General features: G+C 60.8%; 12 protein-coding genes. 5 read left to right on the top strand and 7 right to left on the bottom strand.

Features of this window, described 5'->3' with window-relative positions:
• Window positions 1–120 precede the first annotated feature (120 nt).
• Window positions 121–1,017, top strand: a complete 897-nt coding sequence (locus IGW03_RS26955; protein ID WP_228536120.1) for a DUF4394 domain-containing protein — start codon at window positions 121–123, stop codon at window positions 1,015–1,017.
• Window positions 1,018–1,107: 90 nt separating this feature from the next.
• On the opposite strand, the gene uvsE is transcribed toward IGW03_RS26955, so the two are convergent.
• Window positions 1,108–1,995, bottom strand: coding sequence for a UV DNA damage repair endonuclease UvsE (uvsE, locus tag IGW03_RS26950; protein ID WP_194725634.1), 888 nt, complete (start codon window positions 1,993–1,995; stop codon window positions 1,108–1,110).
• A 188-nt stretch (window positions 1,996–2,183) separates the two neighbouring features.
• Here uvsE and IGW03_RS26945 point away from each other — a divergent pair, with 188 nt between their 5' ends.
• Window positions 2,184–4,886 carry a bifunctional diguanylate cyclase/phosphodiesterase gene (locus IGW03_RS26945; protein ID WP_194725633.1) on the top strand — a complete coding sequence of 901 codons (2,703 nt, stop codon included), beginning with the start codon at window positions 2,184–2,186 and terminating at the stop codon, window positions 4,884–4,886.
• Between the two features lie 81 nt (window positions 4,887–4,967).
• Here the strand turns inward: IGW03_RS26945 and IGW03_RS26940 are convergent, their stop codons facing one another.
• From IGW03_RS26940 to IGW03_RS26925, 4 genes are all read right to left on the bottom strand, one after another.
• Window positions 4,968–8,399 carry a PAS domain S-box protein gene (locus IGW03_RS26940; RefSeq protein WP_194725632.1) on the bottom strand — a complete coding sequence of 1,144 codons (3,432 nt, stop codon included), beginning with the start codon at window positions 8,397–8,399 and terminating at the stop codon, window positions 4,968–4,970.
• 254 nt (window positions 8,400–8,653) lie between these two features.
• A complete protein-coding gene (locus tag IGW03_RS26935; protein ID WP_194725631.1) occupies window positions 8,654–9,970 on the bottom strand; it encodes a hybrid sensor histidine kinase/response regulator in 1,317 nt (438 codons plus the stop codon).
• 76 nt (window positions 9,971–10,046) lie between these two features.
• Window positions 10,047–11,453, bottom strand: coding sequence for a DUF7125 family protein (locus IGW03_RS26930; protein ID WP_228536119.1), 1,407 nt, complete (start codon window positions 11,451–11,453; stop codon window positions 10,047–10,049).
• A complete protein-coding gene (locus IGW03_RS26925) occupies window positions 11,450–11,947 on the bottom strand; it encodes a hypothetical protein (RefSeq protein WP_194725630.1) in 498 nt (165 codons plus the stop codon). Before IGW03_RS26925 ends, IGW03_RS26930 begins: the two co-directional genes overlap by 4 nt.
• Before the next feature lie 400 nt (window positions 11,948–12,347).
• On the opposite strand from IGW03_RS26925, the gene IGW03_RS26920 reads away from it, so the two are divergent.
• Window positions 12,348–12,578 carry a hypothetical protein gene (locus tag IGW03_RS26920; RefSeq protein WP_194725629.1) on the top strand — a complete coding sequence of 77 codons (231 nt, stop codon included), beginning with the start codon at window positions 12,348–12,350 and terminating at the stop codon, window positions 12,576–12,578.
• Window positions 12,579–12,662: 84 nt separating this feature from the next.
• Complete coding sequence (locus IGW03_RS26915) at window positions 12,663–13,523, top strand: polyprenyl synthetase family protein (RefSeq protein ID WP_194725628.1); 861 nt, start codon at window positions 12,663–12,665, stop codon at window positions 13,521–13,523.
• Window positions 13,524–13,561: 38 nt separating this feature from the next.
• Here IGW03_RS26915 and IGW03_RS26910 read toward each other — a convergent pair whose 3' ends face one another.
• On the bottom strand, window positions 13,562–14,488 hold the full coding sequence (locus IGW03_RS26910; protein ID WP_194725627.1) for a phosphate/phosphite/phosphonate ABC transporter substrate-binding protein: 927 nt from the start codon (window positions 14,486–14,488) through the stop codon (window positions 13,562–13,564).
• A complete protein-coding gene (locus tag IGW03_RS26905; protein WP_228536118.1) occupies window positions 14,475–16,871 on the bottom strand; it encodes a putative bifunctional diguanylate cyclase/phosphodiesterase in 2,397 nt (798 codons plus the stop codon). The genes IGW03_RS26910 and IGW03_RS26905 overlap by 14 nt, the downstream gene beginning before the upstream one ends.
• A gap of 201 nt (window positions 16,872–17,072) precedes the next feature.
• Between IGW03_RS26905 and pstC the strand changes: the two genes are divergently transcribed.
• The coding region (pstC, locus tag IGW03_RS26900) for a phosphate ABC transporter permease subunit PstC (RefSeq protein ID WP_194725660.1) at window positions 17,073–18,034 on the top strand (962 nt) is incomplete at its 3' end.

Raw genomic sequence — 18,034 nt, 5'->3', positions numbered from 1 at the left:
GCCTGCGAATGACTCCGGACGGCAGTCGCGGTTCATGCATCGGCTGGCATGCAATTCACCTCAACAGGATCGACGAGACGCGATTGACAAGCGTGCGCCGACTTTACAAAGGAAGACATCATGAAACGTTTTCTGCGTCCGGCAGCTGCCGCGGCATTCATTGCAACCATGCTTTCCGCACATGCTGCAAACGAAGCAGGCAAACAAGCGGCTGCCAATGAAGGCGGCAATGACCAGAAGCCCCGCTTTCTGGAGGTTATCGGCCTGACTGAAGATCAGCGGCTCATTTCCTTCAATGAAAACAAGCCTGACAAGGCGCGCGCCATCGGTGCGGTGAACGGCCTGATGGCGGGGGATACGCTGGTCGGCATCGACTATCGCGTGCAGGACGGAAAGCTGTATGGAGTGAGCAAGTCGGGAGGCGTGTATATGCTGGACACCGGCAATGCCGCCGCGACCAAGGTCAGTCAGGTCACGGTGGCATTGGAAGGGAATTCTTTCGGAGTCGACTTCAATCCGGCGGCGGATCGCCTGCGGATCGTTAGCGATACCGGCCAGAACCTGAGGCACAACATCAATGCCGCAGGCGTGACGCTGGTCGATGATCCGCTCGATTACCCGCCGGCCACACCGCTCAACGGCACCGGTCCCAATGCTTCCGGCGTTACCGCGGCCGCCTACACGAACAACGATCTCGACCCGTCGACTGCCACCACCCTCTATGTCATCGATACCAGCCTGGACCAGGTCGCGTTGCAATCACCGCCCAATGACGGAACGCTGGCATCGACCGGCAAGCTGGGCAAGGATGTATCGGCAACCGCCGGATTCGATATCTACAGCACGGTTCGGGATGGCGTCACCGTCGATGTACGAGGGCTTGCCTCGCTCAAGGAAGCAAATGGCAACGTATCGTTGTACAGCATCAGTCTGCCCACGGGAAAGGCAACTTATCGCGGCAGCTTCTCAGGTGAGGATGCCGTCATCGGCATCGCCATTCCCCTGGCACAGCAATAAATGCTCGGGCACGTGATTTCACTGCGGTGATATTCGGACAGTGCGGCCTTCTTCGGCCGCACTGGAAGACCGGCGATTCTCCATGTCTTTCTAAAGCCGCGCTACACCCGACTGCCGGATCTTCTGAATCGCAAGTTCCTTGAACTTGGCCTCGATCTCGATCCAGGGCACCTGCGCATAGGAGGACGGCAGCACTTCGATCAGATCGGAGTGATTGCGGTCGTTGAAAGCGGTGCGGCCGTTCGAGATATGCACCAGCTGCTGCGCCGGGTCGTGCCAGGTTTCGCGCGCCTTGAGCAGCATTTCCTCGACGCTCGGATCTTCGTAACTCGACAGGCCTTCATTGATCACATGGTGATGCGCATCGAACACCATCGGCACGCCGCTCGCCTTGCAGATCTCGTAGATTTCCTGCGCCCCGTAGGCATATTCATCATTCTCCAGGCCGAGGCGCGAACGAATCGCTTCCGGCAGCCGGCCTATGCAGTCGATCAGCGCCTGGCCGCGCGCCGACTTGCCGCCATGGATTTCGAGCAGCGCCCAGGGCGAGCGCGGCTGGTTCAGCAAATCCATGATGTCGGCATGCATCTGCAGGATCTTGATGCTGTTCGCCACCACGTTGGCCGAATCGGAATTGAGCACCACGAACTGGTCCGGATGCATGACGAGGCGGATGCCGTTCCGGGTTGCCCAGTCGCCGACGCGGCCCACCACACCGGCCAATCTTGCAAGCACCTCGCGGCCGACGTCCTCGTCCGAGAAGGGGAACAGCGAAGACGGCATGCGGTAGAGCCGTATGCCTTCCTGCACGCAATAACGCAGGCCGGTATCGAGACGCTGCAGATTGTCGCGATAGATTTCTTCCAGTAATTTCTGCTGCACATCATGGGTGTGCTGCAGCAGGCGCTTGCGGGTGATGGTGCGATAGCGCACATCCTGCGAATGGGTAATGCATACCAGACCGAGCTGCGAAGACATAGGCGTGACCAAAAGAAATTCGAATTGATTAGAGCAAGGCATGCATGACATGTTCCTGCGCAGCCGCGTCGCCTGCGGGAAAATCGCGCTCTGTGGAAAATCAAGCAAAGTCGCTGATCCGGAATGGTGCAGGACCGGCGCTGGTGTAAGGTAAGACCCTCTGGTCCAGTGTCGATGGAGTTCTGCCCATGGCATCTTCCGGTCGGTTCGAGACATCCGCCGCGCGCCTCAGGGACGCGTTCGGCGACCTGCGGTTCATGAAGCGGAAACGATGGCTGCTGCTGTTCTGGCCGATCAAGTCTCTCGTTCTTGCGCTGATTGGATGGAGCGTGCTGCTGGGCTACCTTGAAAGAGAGCAAGCCAGTGCCGAAGCCAACGCAATCAATGAAGCCGGCATCCTCAGCAGGGCATATGCGAACCATTTGTTCCGGGCGCTTGAGGCGGTGGACCAGCTCACGCTCTTTATCAAGTACGGATCGGAAACCTCCAACGGAAATTTCCAGCCTTCCAGGTTCCGCCATCCGCGCCTGCAATCGATGGAATCCGGCTTTTTCATCAGCCTGATCGACCGCAACGGTAATCTGGTGAGCAGCACCATTCCCTCGGCAGCGCGCGTCAATATCGCGGAAGAACCCTACTTCCGTGCGCATCTGGAGACTGCAGACCTGTTCTATATCGGCACGGCACGCATCGGCAACTTTTCGCGCACTCCGGTCGTCCCGTTTTCCCGCCGGCTGTCCGCAGAGGACGGCAGCTTCAACGGCATCGTCCTGGTGTCGGTCACTCCCGACTACTTCACCTCCGCCTATGACGAGACCACGCTGAAGACGTACGGCTTCTTCGCCATCCTTAGCGCGGATGAACGGGTCAGGCTTGCGCGCATTGGAGAAACCATTTTCCTGCCGGGCGAAAAGAGCCAAGCCTTGCTGAGGCAGCCCGCCCTGAAGGACTGGAAGGACGGACGGCACCTTGACGGCAGCGCATGGTTCGTCGACGGCCGCAGCCGGTATGTCGGCTGGCAGGCGACCGTCGATTACGGAATGATCACGATGGCCGGGCTGGACCAGGAGGCGGTGCTGGCGCCGTACCGGGAATGGCGCAGGGACGTCATCCGGAATGCCGCCGCAGGAACCGCGCTGCTGGCCGTCGTTACCCTGGTTGCGATGGGCGTGTCGCTGCACCTGGCTTGGCGTAAGCATCAGGTGGAGACGGTCCAGGCCACCTATCGTACCGCGACCGAAGTGGGCAACGAGGGTTTCGTCATCGCCCGGCCGATTTACGATAAGCAGATGCGGCTGATAGATTTCCGGATCATCGACTGCAACGACAGGGCGGCCCGGCTGCTCGATGTTCGCCGCAGCGTCTTGCTGGGTGCCAGGCTGTCGGCGCTCTACCAGGGCGAGGCGGCCGAGCGTACGATGAAGATGATGGCCAAGGCCATGAAGCATCGCTTCTATGAAGGCGAGGTCGACCTGCATGATCTGCGCCTGAGGGGCCCGCAGTGGCTCAACATCCGCGTGTCGCGCCCGGATGACGATCTGGCGATCACCATGCGCGATATCAGCGAGATGAAGGCGCACGTGGCGGAACTGGAGAAGCGCGGCAACGAGGACGCGCTCACGGGTCTGCCGAACCGGCACTGGCTCAATGCCTTCCTGCCTGAAGCAGTCGAGCGCGCCGGGCGTGAGAAAACGATGCTGGCCTTGCTGTTCCTTGATCTCGACGGCTTCAAGACCGTCAACGACACCATGGGCCATGACGCCGGCGACGACATCCTGCGCAACGTGGCGCGGCGCCTGGAAGACGCGGTGCGCCCGCAGGACAGGGTCGCGCGCATCGGCGGCGACGAATTCCTGGTCATCCTCGAATCGCTGGAAGACGCGGACGATGCCGCCCAGGTGGCCGAACGGATTCTCGCCGCATTCCGTTCCTCCTTCCGAATTTCCAAGGGCGTGTATGGCGTCGGCGTGTCGATCGGCATCAGCGTCTTCCCGAAGGACGGCACCGATGCCACCCTGCTGCTCAACAATGCCGACATGGCGATGTATTCGGTCAAGACGTCAGGCAAAAGAAATTACTGCTTCTTCGATGCGGACTTCTCGGAGCGCCTGCGCTCGCGCCACCAGCGGGAGATGGAGCTGCGGCATGCGCTCGAGCACGACCAGATGGTGATTCACTACCAGCCGCGCGTTTCCACCAGCAGCGGCGTCACCACCAGCATGGAGGCGCTGGTGCGCTGGCACCATCCGATCCGCGGACTGATCGAGCCGAACGAATTCATTCCGCTGGCCGAAGATGCCGGATTGATTGCAAGGCTGGGAGAACAGGTCATCGACAAGGTCTGCGCGCAGCTCGCCTTCTGGGCCAGGAACGGCAGGCAGGTGGTGCCGGTGTCGGTCAATGTCTCCGCGCTCCATTTTCAGAATGCCAATCCGGCGCAGGCGCTGGCCGGCTGCATCGCACGGCACGGCATCGATCCTGCCCTGATCGAAGTGGAATTGACGGAATCGTCGATGATGGGCGACAGCGAAAGCGTATCGGCGGCCATCCGCTCCATACGCGACATGGGCATTACCCTTCTGGTCGACGATTTCGGCACCGGCTATTCATCGCTGTCGCAATTGCAGCGCATGGACTTCGACGTCCTCAAGGTCGACCGGGCCTTCACCGCGCAGCTTGAACAATCCAGGGAAGGCAAGGTGTTCTATACCGCCATCATCACGATGGCGCATTCGCTGGGCATGAAAGTGGTGGCCGAAGGCGTGGAGTCGGTCGAACAGGCCAGGGTGCTCAAGTCGCTGCAGTGCGACGAGATCCAGGGATACTTCGTTTCGAGGCCGCTGCCGCCGTCGGAGACCCAGCCGGTCGCGCCCCGGGTATCTTTTGCTTAGGGCGAATTCGCAGGAAGGGTTTCGTCCGTCATTGTCGTGCGTCTCGCGTCCCCCGATCAAGACGCAACATGACAAGCGCAGTCATTGAACCTGTGCGATCAATTCAGCCAGTCTGGCAAGACTGACCGGCTTCGCAAGGTGATGGTTGAAACCGGCGGACAGGCATCTTGCTTCGTCGGCCTGCATACCCAATCCGGTCACCGCGACCAGCACGGCGTGCTGCAGGCCCGGCTCCTCGCGCATCGCACTCGCCGCCTCGTAACCGTTCATTTTCGGCATGCCGATATCCATCAGGACCAGGTCCGGCATGAACTGCCGCGCGGCTTCCAGGGCCTCCGCGCCGTCATGCGCCAGCCGCACGGTGTGGCCGTTCACCGCAAGCAGTTCCTTCAGCAGCTGGGCGGCATCGATGTTGTCGTCCACCACGAGGACACGCAGCGAGGCACTTGCCGCAGGCATGTTCTCCTGCGAGGTCTCTGCCGCCATCCCATCGGTGCCGCGCTGCGCGACAGGAAGGCGGATGGTGAAGGTACTGCCCTGGTTGAGACCGGGGCTGGATACGGATACCGACCCGCCGTGCTTTTCGGTCAGCCGCTTGACCAGGTTCAGCCCGATGCCCAGCCCGCCCTCGGCATGGCCGAGTCCGCGTCCTATCTGCGAAAACATGTCGAAGAGATGCGGGATATCTTCCGCCGCGATGCCGATGCCGTTGTCCGACACGCTGATGAGCGCTTCACTGTCTCTTCGCTGCAGGGACAGCATGATATTGCCGCCGTGCGGCGTGTACTTGGCCGCATTCGTCAGCAGGTTGCCGATCACCTGCCGCAGACGGTTGATGTCCGCATCGACCCAGATGGGTTCCTCCACGATCTCAGTTTCAAGATGATGGCCCTTCGCATTGATCATGGGCATGCTGGCTTCGATCGCATGCCGAACAATTTCCTTGAGCGGGCTGCGCGACTTCTTCAATACGATCTTGCCGCTGTTGACGCGTGCCAGGTCGAGCAGGTCATCGATCAGATAGACCAGATGATTGACCTGCCTGTCCATCATTTCATGGACCTTCGCCACCGGCGGCGATACCTCCATGCCGGCATGGATCAGGTCAAGCCCTGTTCGGATGGGCGCCAGCGGATTGCGCAACTCATGGGCCAGCGTCGCCAGGAAGTCGTTCTGCCGCTGGTTGGCCTGGCGCAGATCGGCGGCGAGCCGATGCAGCTTTTCCTCGTTGTGCTTGCGCTCGGTGACATCGTTGAACAGGATGGCCGCCTGCCGGCTGGACGCATCGCCGAGCCGCGACACGGAAATGTCGAACCAGCGCCCGAGTGACGGCGAATAGTCGCTGAACCGCTCGGGCTCGCCCGTCCTGACAACATTGTCATAACGCGCGACCCACTCCAGCTTGGGCGACGGAAGGACTTCACTGAGCCTCTTGCCGACCGGATTGCGCAGCCCGTTATGCCGTTCCGCAGCGGGATTGGCTTCGAGAAAGCGGTAGTCGACCGCCTTGCCCGCGTCATCTCGGATCAGTTCAATGATGTAGAAGCCTTCGTCAATCGAATTGAACAGCGCGCGGTAGCGTTCTTCGCGAAAGCGCAGCGCATCCTCATGCCGCTTGCGCTCGGTGATGTCGCGCACGAGGACGGCCAGCTTGTTCTCGGCGCGCTCGCCAAGCCGGGTCACGGAGAAGTCCAGCCACTTCCCCCACCTTGACACTTCGACCAGCGCTTGCCCCGGTTCTCCGGTTTCCAGCACGTTGAGGAACAGCTCGCGCCATGCCGGGTCGTATTCCGGAATCAGGTCGGTCGCCAGCTTGCCGGCGGCATGTTGGATTCCGGTAATGCGCGCAACGCTGGCATTGGCTTCCAGGTAGCGGTGATTGACGGCCCGGCCCGATTCATCAAAGACCATTTCGACGATGTAGAAGCCTTCTTCGATGGAGTTGAACAGGGCACGGTACTGCTGTTCCTTCTGGCGCAGTTCGACTTCGGCCGCTTTCAATGCCGTCACGTCGATGACGATTCCCGTCAGCCATGACGGCTTGCCGTCGGCTGAAAACTCCACCTTGCCGCGTGCGTGTACGAAGCGCTGCTCGCCGTGCGGAGCCAGCACGACACGATAGACGGCCTGATATGTCTTGCCCGAGGTGACGACGCCTTCAAGGGCTTTCCTGACCGCGTTCACATCGTCGGGATGAATGGCCTTCAGGTAGGCTTCGGCGCGGCCTCCCTGGATGTCCTGCTCCGTCACCCCGAGCAGCGGCATCAGGCTCGCATCGGCGAACACCTGGTCGGATTGAATGTTCCAAGCAAAAGTGCCGACCTCGCTGGCGACGAGCGTCGCGTCCAGGCGTCTCCGCGTTTCCTTCAGCGCGGTTTCCGTCTGCTTCTTGTCCGTCACGTCGGTGCAGGTTCCCACCCATTCCCGGACCGAGCCGTCGCTGTCCAGCAGGGGGACGGCGCGATTCAGCATCCAGCGGTACTCGCCGCTGGCATGGCGCACGCGGCATTCGAGTTCATAGAGGCTCCGTTCACGAGTCGCCCGGGTCCAGGCTTCCATCGTCCTTTCCCGATCATCGGGATGCAAGGCGTCGATCCAACCCAGGTCTCTCAACCGTGCTTCCGTCTGGCCGGTGAAGGCTCGCCAGGAAGCGGAGTCGAGCACAACTTCGCCTTTGGCATCGCAAATCCAGACGACCTGCGCCGTCGTTGTGGCCAGTATGCGGAAACGCTCCTCGCTTTCGGCCAGCCTGGCTTGTGCGGTCTTCCGGGCATGGATATCGGTATTGGTGCCTATCCATCTGATGATGTTCCCGGCGCAATCCTTGACCGGCTCGCCGCGGCAGAGTACCCATCGGTACTCGCCCGAAACATGGCGGAAGCGGAATTCGATGGACAGCGACTCTCCCTTTTGCAATGCAGCCATCCAGGCGCTGATGGCGGATGCCCGGTCATCAGGATGCACGAGGTCGGCCCATCCGTGACCGTACAGCCGCTCCTCGGGCATGCCGGTGAACGCCGTCATGCGTTCGTTGAAGTAGTCCCCGGTCCCGTCAGGCAATGAGGACCACACCATGTGCGGCGTGGCATTGACCATCGCCCGGAATTTCGCTTCGCTTTCCTGCAGCCTGCCTGCCGAGGTGATATCGCGCAGGGTATTCGCATAGCCTGCAATATGACCGTCGGGCGTCCTCAGCGGCGTCAGCTTGCACTCGGCAAGGAAGCGATCTCCGTTCCTGGCGACAAGCCAGCGGACATCGGCGGCGGCGCCGTTGCGCCGTGCGGTTTCCATTTCCTTGCCGGGAATGCCGGCAGCCCGGTCTTCGGGTGAAAATATCACGGCGGCAGGCTGACCGACGATCTCGCCCCGAGTCCAGCCCGTAAGCTGTTCCGCACCGGCCGAGCAGCTGGTAATGACTCCTTCGGCATCAGTAATGATGAACGCGATATCTGCAACCTGCTCGATGAGCTGCAAGGCTTGCTCACTCGCTGACAGGTCTCCGGTCAAAGACATCCCCTGAATTCTCAAAACAATAATTGGTGTGACAGATTTCCCGCAGCTTGGTTTGGGCTTTTTTGATTGTTGGAAATCAGCGAGGCGACGAAGGAGGTTATCCGTGCGATTTGTCGCCGAGTATAGCAGTTGAGGGAATAAATGTTTTCCTCAGGAAACAAATCGTAACCAGCACGCAGCCGAAGTGCATACTTCCATCAGCCTGTTGCGGCAAGTCATTCCGCGCTGGTCCCGCTGCTCGATGGTCTGCGGAATCACACTGCGTCTTGCGCAGCAATCAGTCCCAGCACCGTCTCCGTCTTCACCGGCTTGACCAGATACTCGTCGAAGCCGGCATTGATGGCGCGGGCCCGGTCTTCCGGCTGCCCATAGCCGGAAACGGCGATCGCATACGGCTGGCGTCTTTCCAGATGCTGCCTGATCTGGGTGATGACGCCGTAGCCGTTAAGGCCGGGCAGTCCGATATCGCAGATGACGACATCGTAGCTGCCGTCTTTCGCCAGTGACACGCCGCTCAGTCCGTCGAGCGCGACGGTGACCTGATGGCCGCTGAGTTCGAGCAGCAGCTGCAGCGTGGCGCCCGTGTCGGGATTGTCTTCGATGAGAAGGATGCGGCGGCAGGCGGAAGATGCCGTGAGAGGAGCCGGCTCCGCGCCGGCCGTTCCTGGCGGTCCCGACTGTGCGACGGGCAGCACGATCGTAAATTCGCTGCCCAGGTTGCGTCCCATGCTGTGAACGTTGATCCTGCCGCCGTGCATTTCCACCAGCGCCTTCGCCACGGACAGCCCGATGCCGAGCCCGCCTTCGCTGCGGGCCAGCGTCCTCGGTCCCTGGCGGAACAGTTCGAAGACATGCGGCAGCAGTTCGGGCTCGATGCCGATGCCGTTGTCCCGCACCAGGATATGGATGGCATCGCCCTGCTGTTTCATGCTCACGCTGACTTCGCCCGCTTCCGGCGTGAACTTGGAGGCATTGACGAGGATGTTGCTCAGTGCCTGTGACAGGCGGATCAGATCGCCTTCGACCATCACCTCGGTGTCGAGCGGTTCGGCCATGAGCTGCTGGCGCCGCTGGTCGATGGTGGCACGCACGACTTCAAGCGCGCGATTCAGCACTTCATTGACCGCGATACTGGATTTTTCCAGGCTGACCTTGCCGCTGGTGATGCGGGATGCATCGAGCAGATCGTCGATCAGGCGCGCCATGTGGCTCACCTGCCGGCTGATGACGCCCTGTATCTTCGGCAGAAGCGGATGGGCCGCCGTGATCTTTTCGAGGAGGCTGGCGGCATTGCCGATGGGGGCGATCGGATTGCGCAGTTCATGCGCAAGCATGGCCAGGAATTCGTTCTGCTGCCGGTTGCGCGCTTCGGCCGTTTCCCGCTGGACCTGCGCCTTCACCGCGGCCAGCACCAGGTTCTGGTTCGCCTCCCGCAATTGGGACACCAGCACGAGAAGGGACTGTATTTCCTCGCTTCCGCTTCCACCGCCGCGAACGGCTTGCACGACGCTGTCTATCGCCTGCCTGACCCGTACGTCATCCTGCAGACCGGGATTCGATTCATTTTTCATGGTGTATCACGATCACGATGCGTCACGATGCGGCGTCCTTTTTCTTGAATCCCTTGCATTGGCTGCACCGTCAGCATCAGATCGAATCGACCAGCTCGATTCCATCCGCGGTGGTCTTGAAGCTGCGCACCTCGGCGCTGTGCCGGCTGGCGCGCAGCTTGGGAACCGAGATGAGCTTGACCAGCTTGTAATCGATCTCGGCATAGCGCATGGCGATGATGGCGTCGACGATGAAGTCTCCCTGCGAGAACACGGGCTGCGTCATGTTCACAACATGCCTGATCATCATGACGGTAATGGCGCGCGCATGCAGGTGCGTCAGCATCCGGTACAGCGACTCCAGCATCTGCGGCCGGTACTGGGGCGCGATCACCAGTTCCAGCGCCGACAGCGAGTCGATGACGATGCGCCTGGCCCCGGTGCGATCCACCGCATCGAGAAGGGCGCTGATCAATTCCTCGACGGTCAGGTCATGCGCCGTCAGGCGTACTTCGGTGACGCTGCCTTGCTCGATCAGGGCGTCGAGCTGCGTATTGACCGAATGCGACAAGCTGTGTTCGAACGACACGATAATGCCGTGTTCCCCGATGCGGGCGCCGGCCCCGAGGAAAGACGTGCCCAGCATCGTCTTGCCGCAGCCCGGCGGACCCAGGACGATGGTGGAATAGCCTGCGGGCAGTCCGCCGTCGAGCATGTCGTCCAGGCCGGTGCATCCGGTGGACAGCCGCTGGCCGAGGCTTTTTGCACGCGGCGCATTGTGTCTGCTGGCAACAATGCCGCCGAGCAGGCGAGGAAACACCTGCAGACCGTGGTCCGTGATCCGGAACCGGTGCAGGCCGGTCTGGTGGGCGGTGCCGCGCATCTTGATCACGCCGATCTTGCGCACCATTTCATCCTCTTCGAACTCCTGGCTCAGGTGAATGATGCTGTCCGCAACGGTGAAGATCGGATTCTCTTCCTGCGCCGCTTCGGCGTACTCGCCGAGCAGGAAGGTGGTTGCCTGCCAACTGGCCAGGTGAATGCCGAGGCGCTGCACGAAATACTGCAGACTGGCCGTACTCTGTACGGTGTCCTTGGTCGCTTGCACGACGGACTTGAAGGAGTCGACGAAGATCAGTTCCGGCTCGAAGTCGCGCACTTCCTTGAGGATGCGGTCCAGCACCCCGTCGAAGCCTTCCTTCTGCAGGTCTTCCGCCAGATTCAGATAACGGATGGAGGGGCCGACCTTGCCGGGGTCGAAGAAGCTGTATTGCTGCTGGTAGCGCAGCATCTTCAGCGGCGGCTCGCCCATGACGGTAAAGAACAGGGCCTTTCGCTTCGGATTGGCCAGCGCGAACATGATCTGATGAGCCAGCGTCGTCTTGCCGCTGCCAGGGCTGCCGGTGATCACGTTGAACGAGTACTTGGGGATTCCGCCGGCCAGCAAGGTGTCCAGTCCCGGAACGCCGGTAGGCAGTTTTTCAAGCGTTACTTTTTTTGTCATTCTGAAACTCCCCTCGTGCCGCACCGGGCGCTGTGTTCATCCCAGGCGGACTGCAGGATATGTCCCGTCAATGCTTCGCCAATCATCGCCGCCACGAGTTCGATGAACCTGGTCAGCAAAACCGTCACGCATTGTGCGGCAATGTCATACTCCAGACACAGAAGGTCCTCCCTGAGTTTCTGAAGAAAGCCAGTTTCTTGTCCAAGTGTGTAAATGGAGATGCTGCGGCATTCGGATTGCGAAAAATGAACAGCGCGAGCATACAGGGATTCGAACCCCATCTGCCCGATAAGCGGTATTAATCGATTAGCCAATCTTTCCCAGAGCCAGACGGCACGGTCCGCGATGGCATCCGGGGATCCCTGTGCCGACGCATCCAAGGCCAAAAGCCGGGAGATAAGCTTCGTACGGTCGTCAGTCGTCATCAGCAGTGTTGTCTTGCAATAAGTGAAAGCGATTTTGATGGATAGACCACAATCGTGCAATGTCGCCATGAAACATTGCAAGATTCACAATACATTGTTCTTCTACTGATTGAACGGATCCGGCATGGCCGTTTTTCGCGGCGTCGGGTCGGAGCAGCGGGGCTGGGCTGGTCGACCCTTGTGGATCGCAGGTGCGGTTCAGCGTGGATTATAGTGAAGCCTCAGCAATCGTGTGGGAGTTACTTATAAATAAACCTGACGGCCGTCAATCTCTGCCCTCCAAATTTGTTCATGATTTGTCTTGAACAACAAACCTTTTTGATCTTAGATGTCTAACTGCGAAGCGCGGGCTCCGCAGCATGCCACTTCTTATTTGCTGAATGGAATGCATGCGGGCGCGAATCGTAACAAAGCCGGCAAGCATGCCTGATTCCGCGCTGCCTTCCGGCACGATCATGAGGAAATCGAGATGCAAAACAGTGACCGCCAGCAAGGCCAGCATAAGCACGATGCAAAGCACCCCCTGAACATCGGGAACAATTCGGTATTGCCTCCGAAACAGGAGTCGACCGGACGCGGCACAGGCACCGGCAATGCCACCGGCTTCACCGATCCGGCGCATGTCGACGTCGAGAAGAACCGGGATGCGCGCCGCAACGACCCGAACGATCTTGGCGACGCCGGGGATTACAGCCGCTAAGCCGCTAAACCGATTAATCCGCACAGGGAAACACAGACAGGAGGAGAACGGTATGCCCATCACTGACAAGCAGTTCCCGTATCTATGTTAGCCAACGACCTTCCTGTCAGCGCCGAGCAGGACTGGGTGGCCGAATCCCGTTCGCTGGTCAATTCCCGTCTGGACGAACTGCTTGCCTCGACGCATTCTTCTCCGGTCAATGCCGCAATGCGTTATAGCGTGCTCGCCCCCGGCAAGCGTATCCGGCCCCTGCTGACCCTGGCAGTGGCGGATTACCTGGGCGGTGCGCATGAGGATGCAATGCAGGTGGCGTGCTCTATCGAGATGATTCACTGCGCATCCCTGATCCTGGACGATCTGCCCTGCATGGACGACGACCGCGAGCGGCGCAGCCGGCTGTGCACCCATGTCGAATACGGAGAAAGCCTCACGATACTGGCGGCCGTATCGCTGCTGACCCAGAGCCAGTGCATCATTGCTTCGCACGAGAAGCTCGCCGGCGACCTCAGGCTCCAGCTGATCCAGCTGTTGTGTGCCACGGTCGGGCCCAACGGCTTGTCACTGGGCCAGTATATCGACCTGAAGGCCAAGGGCGGCATTCCCAGCCCCGCCGCCGTCGCCGACATGCACCAGCTCAAGACCGGCATCCTGTTCCAGGCCGCGGCAAAAGCAGGCTGCCTGGTCAGCCATGCGACGCCTGAACAGGAAGAGAAGGTGATGCGCTTTACCACCAACCTCGGCTTGGCCTTTCAAATGTTCGACGACATCAAGGACGTCGATGACGACGGCACCAACATCGTCGCCCGCATCGGCGTGCGCAGCGCGCAGCGCAAGGTGCAGGACTATCTGCAGGCGGCGCACGCCGCCATCGAAGGCACGCACAGCGCGGCGGTGCTGCGGAATCTGGCCGATACGTTCTTTCGGGGAGCGGCAGTTGGTTTCTAAGGACTGATCTGAAACCTGGAGGCCGGCTGCACGGCGTGTCAAAGCACGTCGCGCAGGATGTCAAAAGCCTCGTCGCCGAGCAGCAGGATGCGGGTCGCATCCATGCTCTTCAACCCGGCATCTGGCAGCCTGCCGTCGCGGCGGTAAAAGACGTTACGTATCTTGGCCTTGATGTCCTCGCATAGTCCGTCCCGATAGACGAAGGGATCCATGGGGATGGGAGGGGAACGCCACAGCACGCGAAAATCCTGAGCCGACGCCTTACCCGCTTCGACCAGCGCCGATAGCTGGGTGCTGGAAACGAAGGCGGCATCCGTTTCCTGTTTCAGTACGGCGAGCGCGGCCTGCGCATGGTCGCCCGCATAGCTCACGCGCCTGAAATACCGGTCAAGAGAAATGCCGGTCGTCTTCGGCAGCAATCGGCGCGGCAGTCTTGCGCCCGAGGTGCTGTCGGGATCGACCAGTGCGACCCGCATTCCCTGCAGCGATCGCAGTGCGGAGAACCTGCCGCCGCTCCTGACGATCAGCAGCGAATGATAGAACGGACCTTCGCCTCCGAACGCGCCTGCCTTCCGGGAGAAGGTCGCAAATGCCTTCAGGCCGGGATCGGCCTTGCGCGCGGCGATATATGACGCCGGTCCGAGGCGAGCGACATGGATGGCGCCGGACATAAGACCCTCCACGACGGCGGCATAGGATGAGGGAACGGCGGTGTCGACGGGAATGCCGAGGCTCTCGCGCAAGTCGTTCAGGATGGGCGTGAAGGCAGCCAGCGCTTCCCTGGGTTCCGACTCGGGCACCATGGAATAGACGATCCGCGCCGGCCGTTCGCAAGCGGCAGCCCAAACCTCGGCGATGCCGAGCATCGGCCCCAGCGGCATAATTGGCACCAGCAGCGCAAGTACACGCAGGCCGGGGCCCCATGCACGAAGAATGCTGTGCAGCATGGATTTATAGAATTTCAAAATGACCGCGTCTCAATAATGGCTCGATGGTATCGGCGGCCGAAGGTCGCTGAAAATAAAAACCCTGTACCTGGTCGCATCCGGCGGTTTTCAGATGGACGACCTGTTCCTTCGTCTCTACGCCTTCCGCAACCACCTGCAGCTTGAGGTTGTGCGCCAGCGATATGGTGGAGGAAACGATCATTGCATCGTTGGTGTCGTTGCGGATGTCGCGCACGAAGGACCTGTCTATCTTGACTGCCGTGATCGGCAGCTTTTTCAAGTAGGTCAGGCCGGAGAAACCGGTGCCGTAGTCATCCAGCGACACCTTGACGCCATGCCGGGCCAGCCGCTCCAGCATGCTCTGCGCGATGTCCATGTTGTCGACAAAGGCGCTTTCGGTCACTTCTATTTCGAACAGGTCGGCCGGAACCGCATGCCTGTCCAGCGTGGCGATGATCTGTTCCGCCAGCGCAGGGTCGTTCAGCTGTCTGGCCGACATGTTGACGGCCACCGGCACCACCGGCAGTCCTGCATCGCGCCAGGCACCGATCTGCCGGCAGGCGGCATCGATGACCCAGTTGCCCAGCGCGATGATGACGTCGCTTTCCTCTGCCAGCGGGATGAATTCGCCGGGGTAGATCAGGCCGTGCTCCGGATGCGCCCACCGAACGAGCGCTTCCAGCCCCACCAGCCGGTAATGCTCCAGCTCCACCCTGGCCTGGAAGTGCAGGCGGAATTCGCCGTCCGTGATGGCACGGCGAAAGCGTGATGCAAGTTCAAGCTGCCGGGCCGACGAAATATTGAGCGATGCGTCGTAATAGCGGTAGGTTCCGCGGCCGATGTGCTTGGCGCTGTACATCGCCGCATCCGCGTGCGAGAGCAGCGTTTCGATGTCGTGCCCGTCGCGCGGACAGAGCGCGATGCCGATGCTGGTGCCGACTTCGAGATCATGGCCGGCAAGATTCGGATAAGGAGCGGAAATGACTTCGATGAGCTTCGAGGCGATGCGCGTCACCTGCTCCTCGGATTCCAGTTCGGACACCAGGATGACGAATTCATCTCCGCCAAGCCGCGCGACCAGATCATAGGCGCGCAGCGAATGCCGCAGCCGTTCGGCCACCGTCTGCAGCAGCAGATCGCCGATTCCATGTCCCAGCGTGTCGTTGATGGCCTTGAACTTGTCCAGGTCGAGAAACAGCAGCGCATAGGCCTTGCGGCTGCGCTTGGCCCGCGCCAGCTCGGCCGATGCGAGTTCATGAAACATCCTGCGGTTGGCAAGCCCGGTGAGATAGTCCTGCGATGCCAGCGCATAGGCGCGGTCTTTCTCTTCCTGAAGCTGCTCGATCAGTTCCTGCTTCTGCTGCTCGGACCGGGTCAGATCCGTGTACAGAAAGCGCTGCCGCCGCGCGAGCACCGCCAGCGCCGCCGCGGAAAGCACCAGCCCGAGCGACATCAGTCCCGCGCGTGCCAGATAGTTGCGATGACGGGAGTCCAGGTCCGCGAGAATCGCCGACTGCTCCCGCGTGACAGTGATCAGCAGCGGCTCCCGCGTCAGCTTGCGAAAGACGCCCGTGACCATCTGGCCAGTGGCGGGGTGAAGCATGCTGACCGCTCCCTTCTCTTCGGGTGAAGCCAGCATGGCGCCGTGGTCGGCAGTTGGATATTGCAGGCCGGAAGAGAGCATGGCATTGCGCAATTCCGCTATCTGCGCGCCGTTATGATGAATGATCTCGATGCTGGAATGGCTGCCGATGTCGACATCCTTGTAAAGCTGCAGGAAATAGCCGAGGTCGATGAATGCGGCCATGACGCCGGTCAGCTTGCCGTCCTCCCATTGGGGTACTGCCAGGGGAACCCGCCACGCGGCGTGCTGATTGGCGACAGCCTGCGCTTCGATCAGGATCAGGTCTTTTTCCGGAGAGGCCATGCCGCCAAGACTGCGCTGCGTGAAAGCGGCCAGCTCCGGTTCGGTCGTACGTTTCGATGACGAATAGGAAAGACTGCCGTCAGGAGCGAAGAATGCGATCCGCAGATATGCCCTGTCACCGAACGCGAGAGGGCTGAGAGGGGACGAAGGAGGCGACAGGCGCTCGCCTGTCGCGCGGGGTGCGCCGAGCTGCGCATAGAGCAGCGCGCGTCCCAGAACCTCGTCCAGGCTGGCCGCCACGATGGAGGCAATGTTTTCGCTTTCGACCGCTGAGCGTTCGACGGCGACGCGCCTTTCATTATCGATCAGCGCAAAGGTGATGATCCAGATCGCTGCCAGGAACAGCATGGTGACAATCAATACGAAGACCGCCAGCCCTTTCGTGCTGAACAGGAACGCTTTGATTCTTGCGGCTGACGATGTGAATGCCTCGACCAAGACGATGTCCGGAAAATCCTGCCATTGCAAAGACATGAATTTTATTCAGGAAATATTTCAATTCAATTACAGGGCTTGCCGTCGCAGGCAGTATCCGTGACGGCATGGCCGGCAACGTCATCGCCAAGTCATATTTGCCGGGTATCGTTGAAGCCTTCCAGCGAATTACCCAGAGTCCAGTCCAAGGCGATCGTCATGAGCATTGAGTCCACTACCGTCGCACATGCCAGGTCCGGAATGGCCAGCGCTGCGGCAAACAAGGTCGCCACACATGTCCCGCTCGCATCGACAATGCGCCGGCAACGTCTCCAGGATTTTTTCTTTCACAAGATCACGCTTCTGTTTGCATTGAGCGTGTTGATCGTCCTGGTCGGCATCATCGTTTCCCTGATCATCGGCGCCTGGCCGGCGCTCAAGGAGTTCGGCCCGACCTTCGTCACCACCGTCGAATGGGACCCGGTCAACGACCAGTACGGCGCCCTCATCGCCATCGTCGGCACCTTGGCCACGTCGCTCATCGCGCTGCTCATCGCCTTTCCCATCAGCTTCGGCATCGCGCTCTTCCTCACCGAGATCTGCCCCGCCTCGCTGCGCCGTCCGCTCGGTACCGCCGTCGAACTGCTCGCCGGCGTGCCCAGCATCATCTACGGCATGTGGGGCCTGTTCGTCTTCGCCCCGCTCTTCGGCGACCACGTCCAGCCCTTCTTGAAGAGCACCCTCGGCCAGCTGCCCCTTATCGGCCACCTGTTCCAGGGCCCCATGATGGGCATCGGCATCCTCACCGCCGGGCTGATTCTGGCCGTCATGATCATCCCCTTCATCGCCTCGGTCATGCGCGACGTCTTCGAGATCGTCCCGGCTGTCCTCAAGGAATCGGCCTACGGCCTGGGCTGCACCCGCTGGGAAGTGGTGCGCAAGATCGTGCTGCCCTATACCAAGACCGGCGTCGTCGGCGGCGTCATGCTCGGCCTGGGCCGCGCGCTCGGCGAAACCATGGCGGTGACGTTTGTCATCGGCAATGCCCACAAGCTGTCCTGGTCGCTGTTTGCCGCCGGCAACAGCATCGCTTCCACGCTGGCCAACGAGTTCGCCGAAGCCGAATCGACGCTGCACGTGTCGTCGCTGTTTGCGCTCGGCCTGATCCTGTTCGTCATCACCTTCATCGTCCTGTCGGCTGCCAAGCTCATGCTCATGGGCAT

The sequence above is a fragment of the Noviherbaspirillum malthae genome (assembly GCF_015352985.1).
Lineage (GTDB): Bacteria > Pseudomonadota > Gammaproteobacteria > Burkholderiales > Burkholderiaceae_D > Noviherbaspirillum > Noviherbaspirillum malthae.
The sequence above is the reverse complement of the archived record's forward strand: the minus strand, read 5'-3'. Positions and strand labels throughout refer to the sequence as shown.

Coding starts and splice junctions, on each gene's coding strand:
- IGW03_RS26955 (WP_228536120.1), top strand. CDS start 121: ATGAAACGTTTTCTGCGTCCGGCAGCTGCCGCGGCATTCATTGCAACC.
- uvsE (WP_194725634.1), bottom strand. CDS start 1,995: ATGTCTTCGCAGCTCGGTCTGGTATGCATTACCCATTCGCAGGATGTG.
- IGW03_RS26945 (WP_194725633.1), top strand. CDS start 2,184: ATGGCATCTTCCGGTCGGTTCGAGACATCCGCCGCGCGCCTCAGGGAC.
- IGW03_RS26940 (WP_194725632.1), bottom strand. CDS start 8,399: ATGTCTTTGACCGGAGACCTGTCAGCGAGTGAGCAAGCCTTGCAGCTC.
- IGW03_RS26935 (WP_194725631.1), bottom strand. CDS start 9,970: ATGAAAAATGAATCGAATCCCGGTCTGCAGGATGACGTACGGGTCAGG.
- IGW03_RS26930 (WP_228536119.1), bottom strand. CDS start 11,453: ATGACAAAAAAAGTAACGCTTGAAAAACTGCCTACCGGCGTTCCGGGA.
- IGW03_RS26925 (WP_194725630.1), bottom strand. CDS start 11,947: ATGGCGACATTGCACGATTGTGGTCTATCCATCAAAATCGCTTTCACT.
- IGW03_RS26920 (WP_194725629.1), top strand. CDS start 12,348: ATGCAAAACAGTGACCGCCAGCAAGGCCAGCATAAGCACGATGCAAAG.
- IGW03_RS26915 (WP_194725628.1), top strand. CDS start 12,663: ATGTTAGCCAACGACCTTCCTGTCAGCGCCGAGCAGGACTGGGTGGCC.
- IGW03_RS26905 (WP_228536118.1), bottom strand. CDS start 16,871: ATGTCTTTGCAATGGCAGGATTTTCCGGACATCGTCTTGGTCGAGGCA.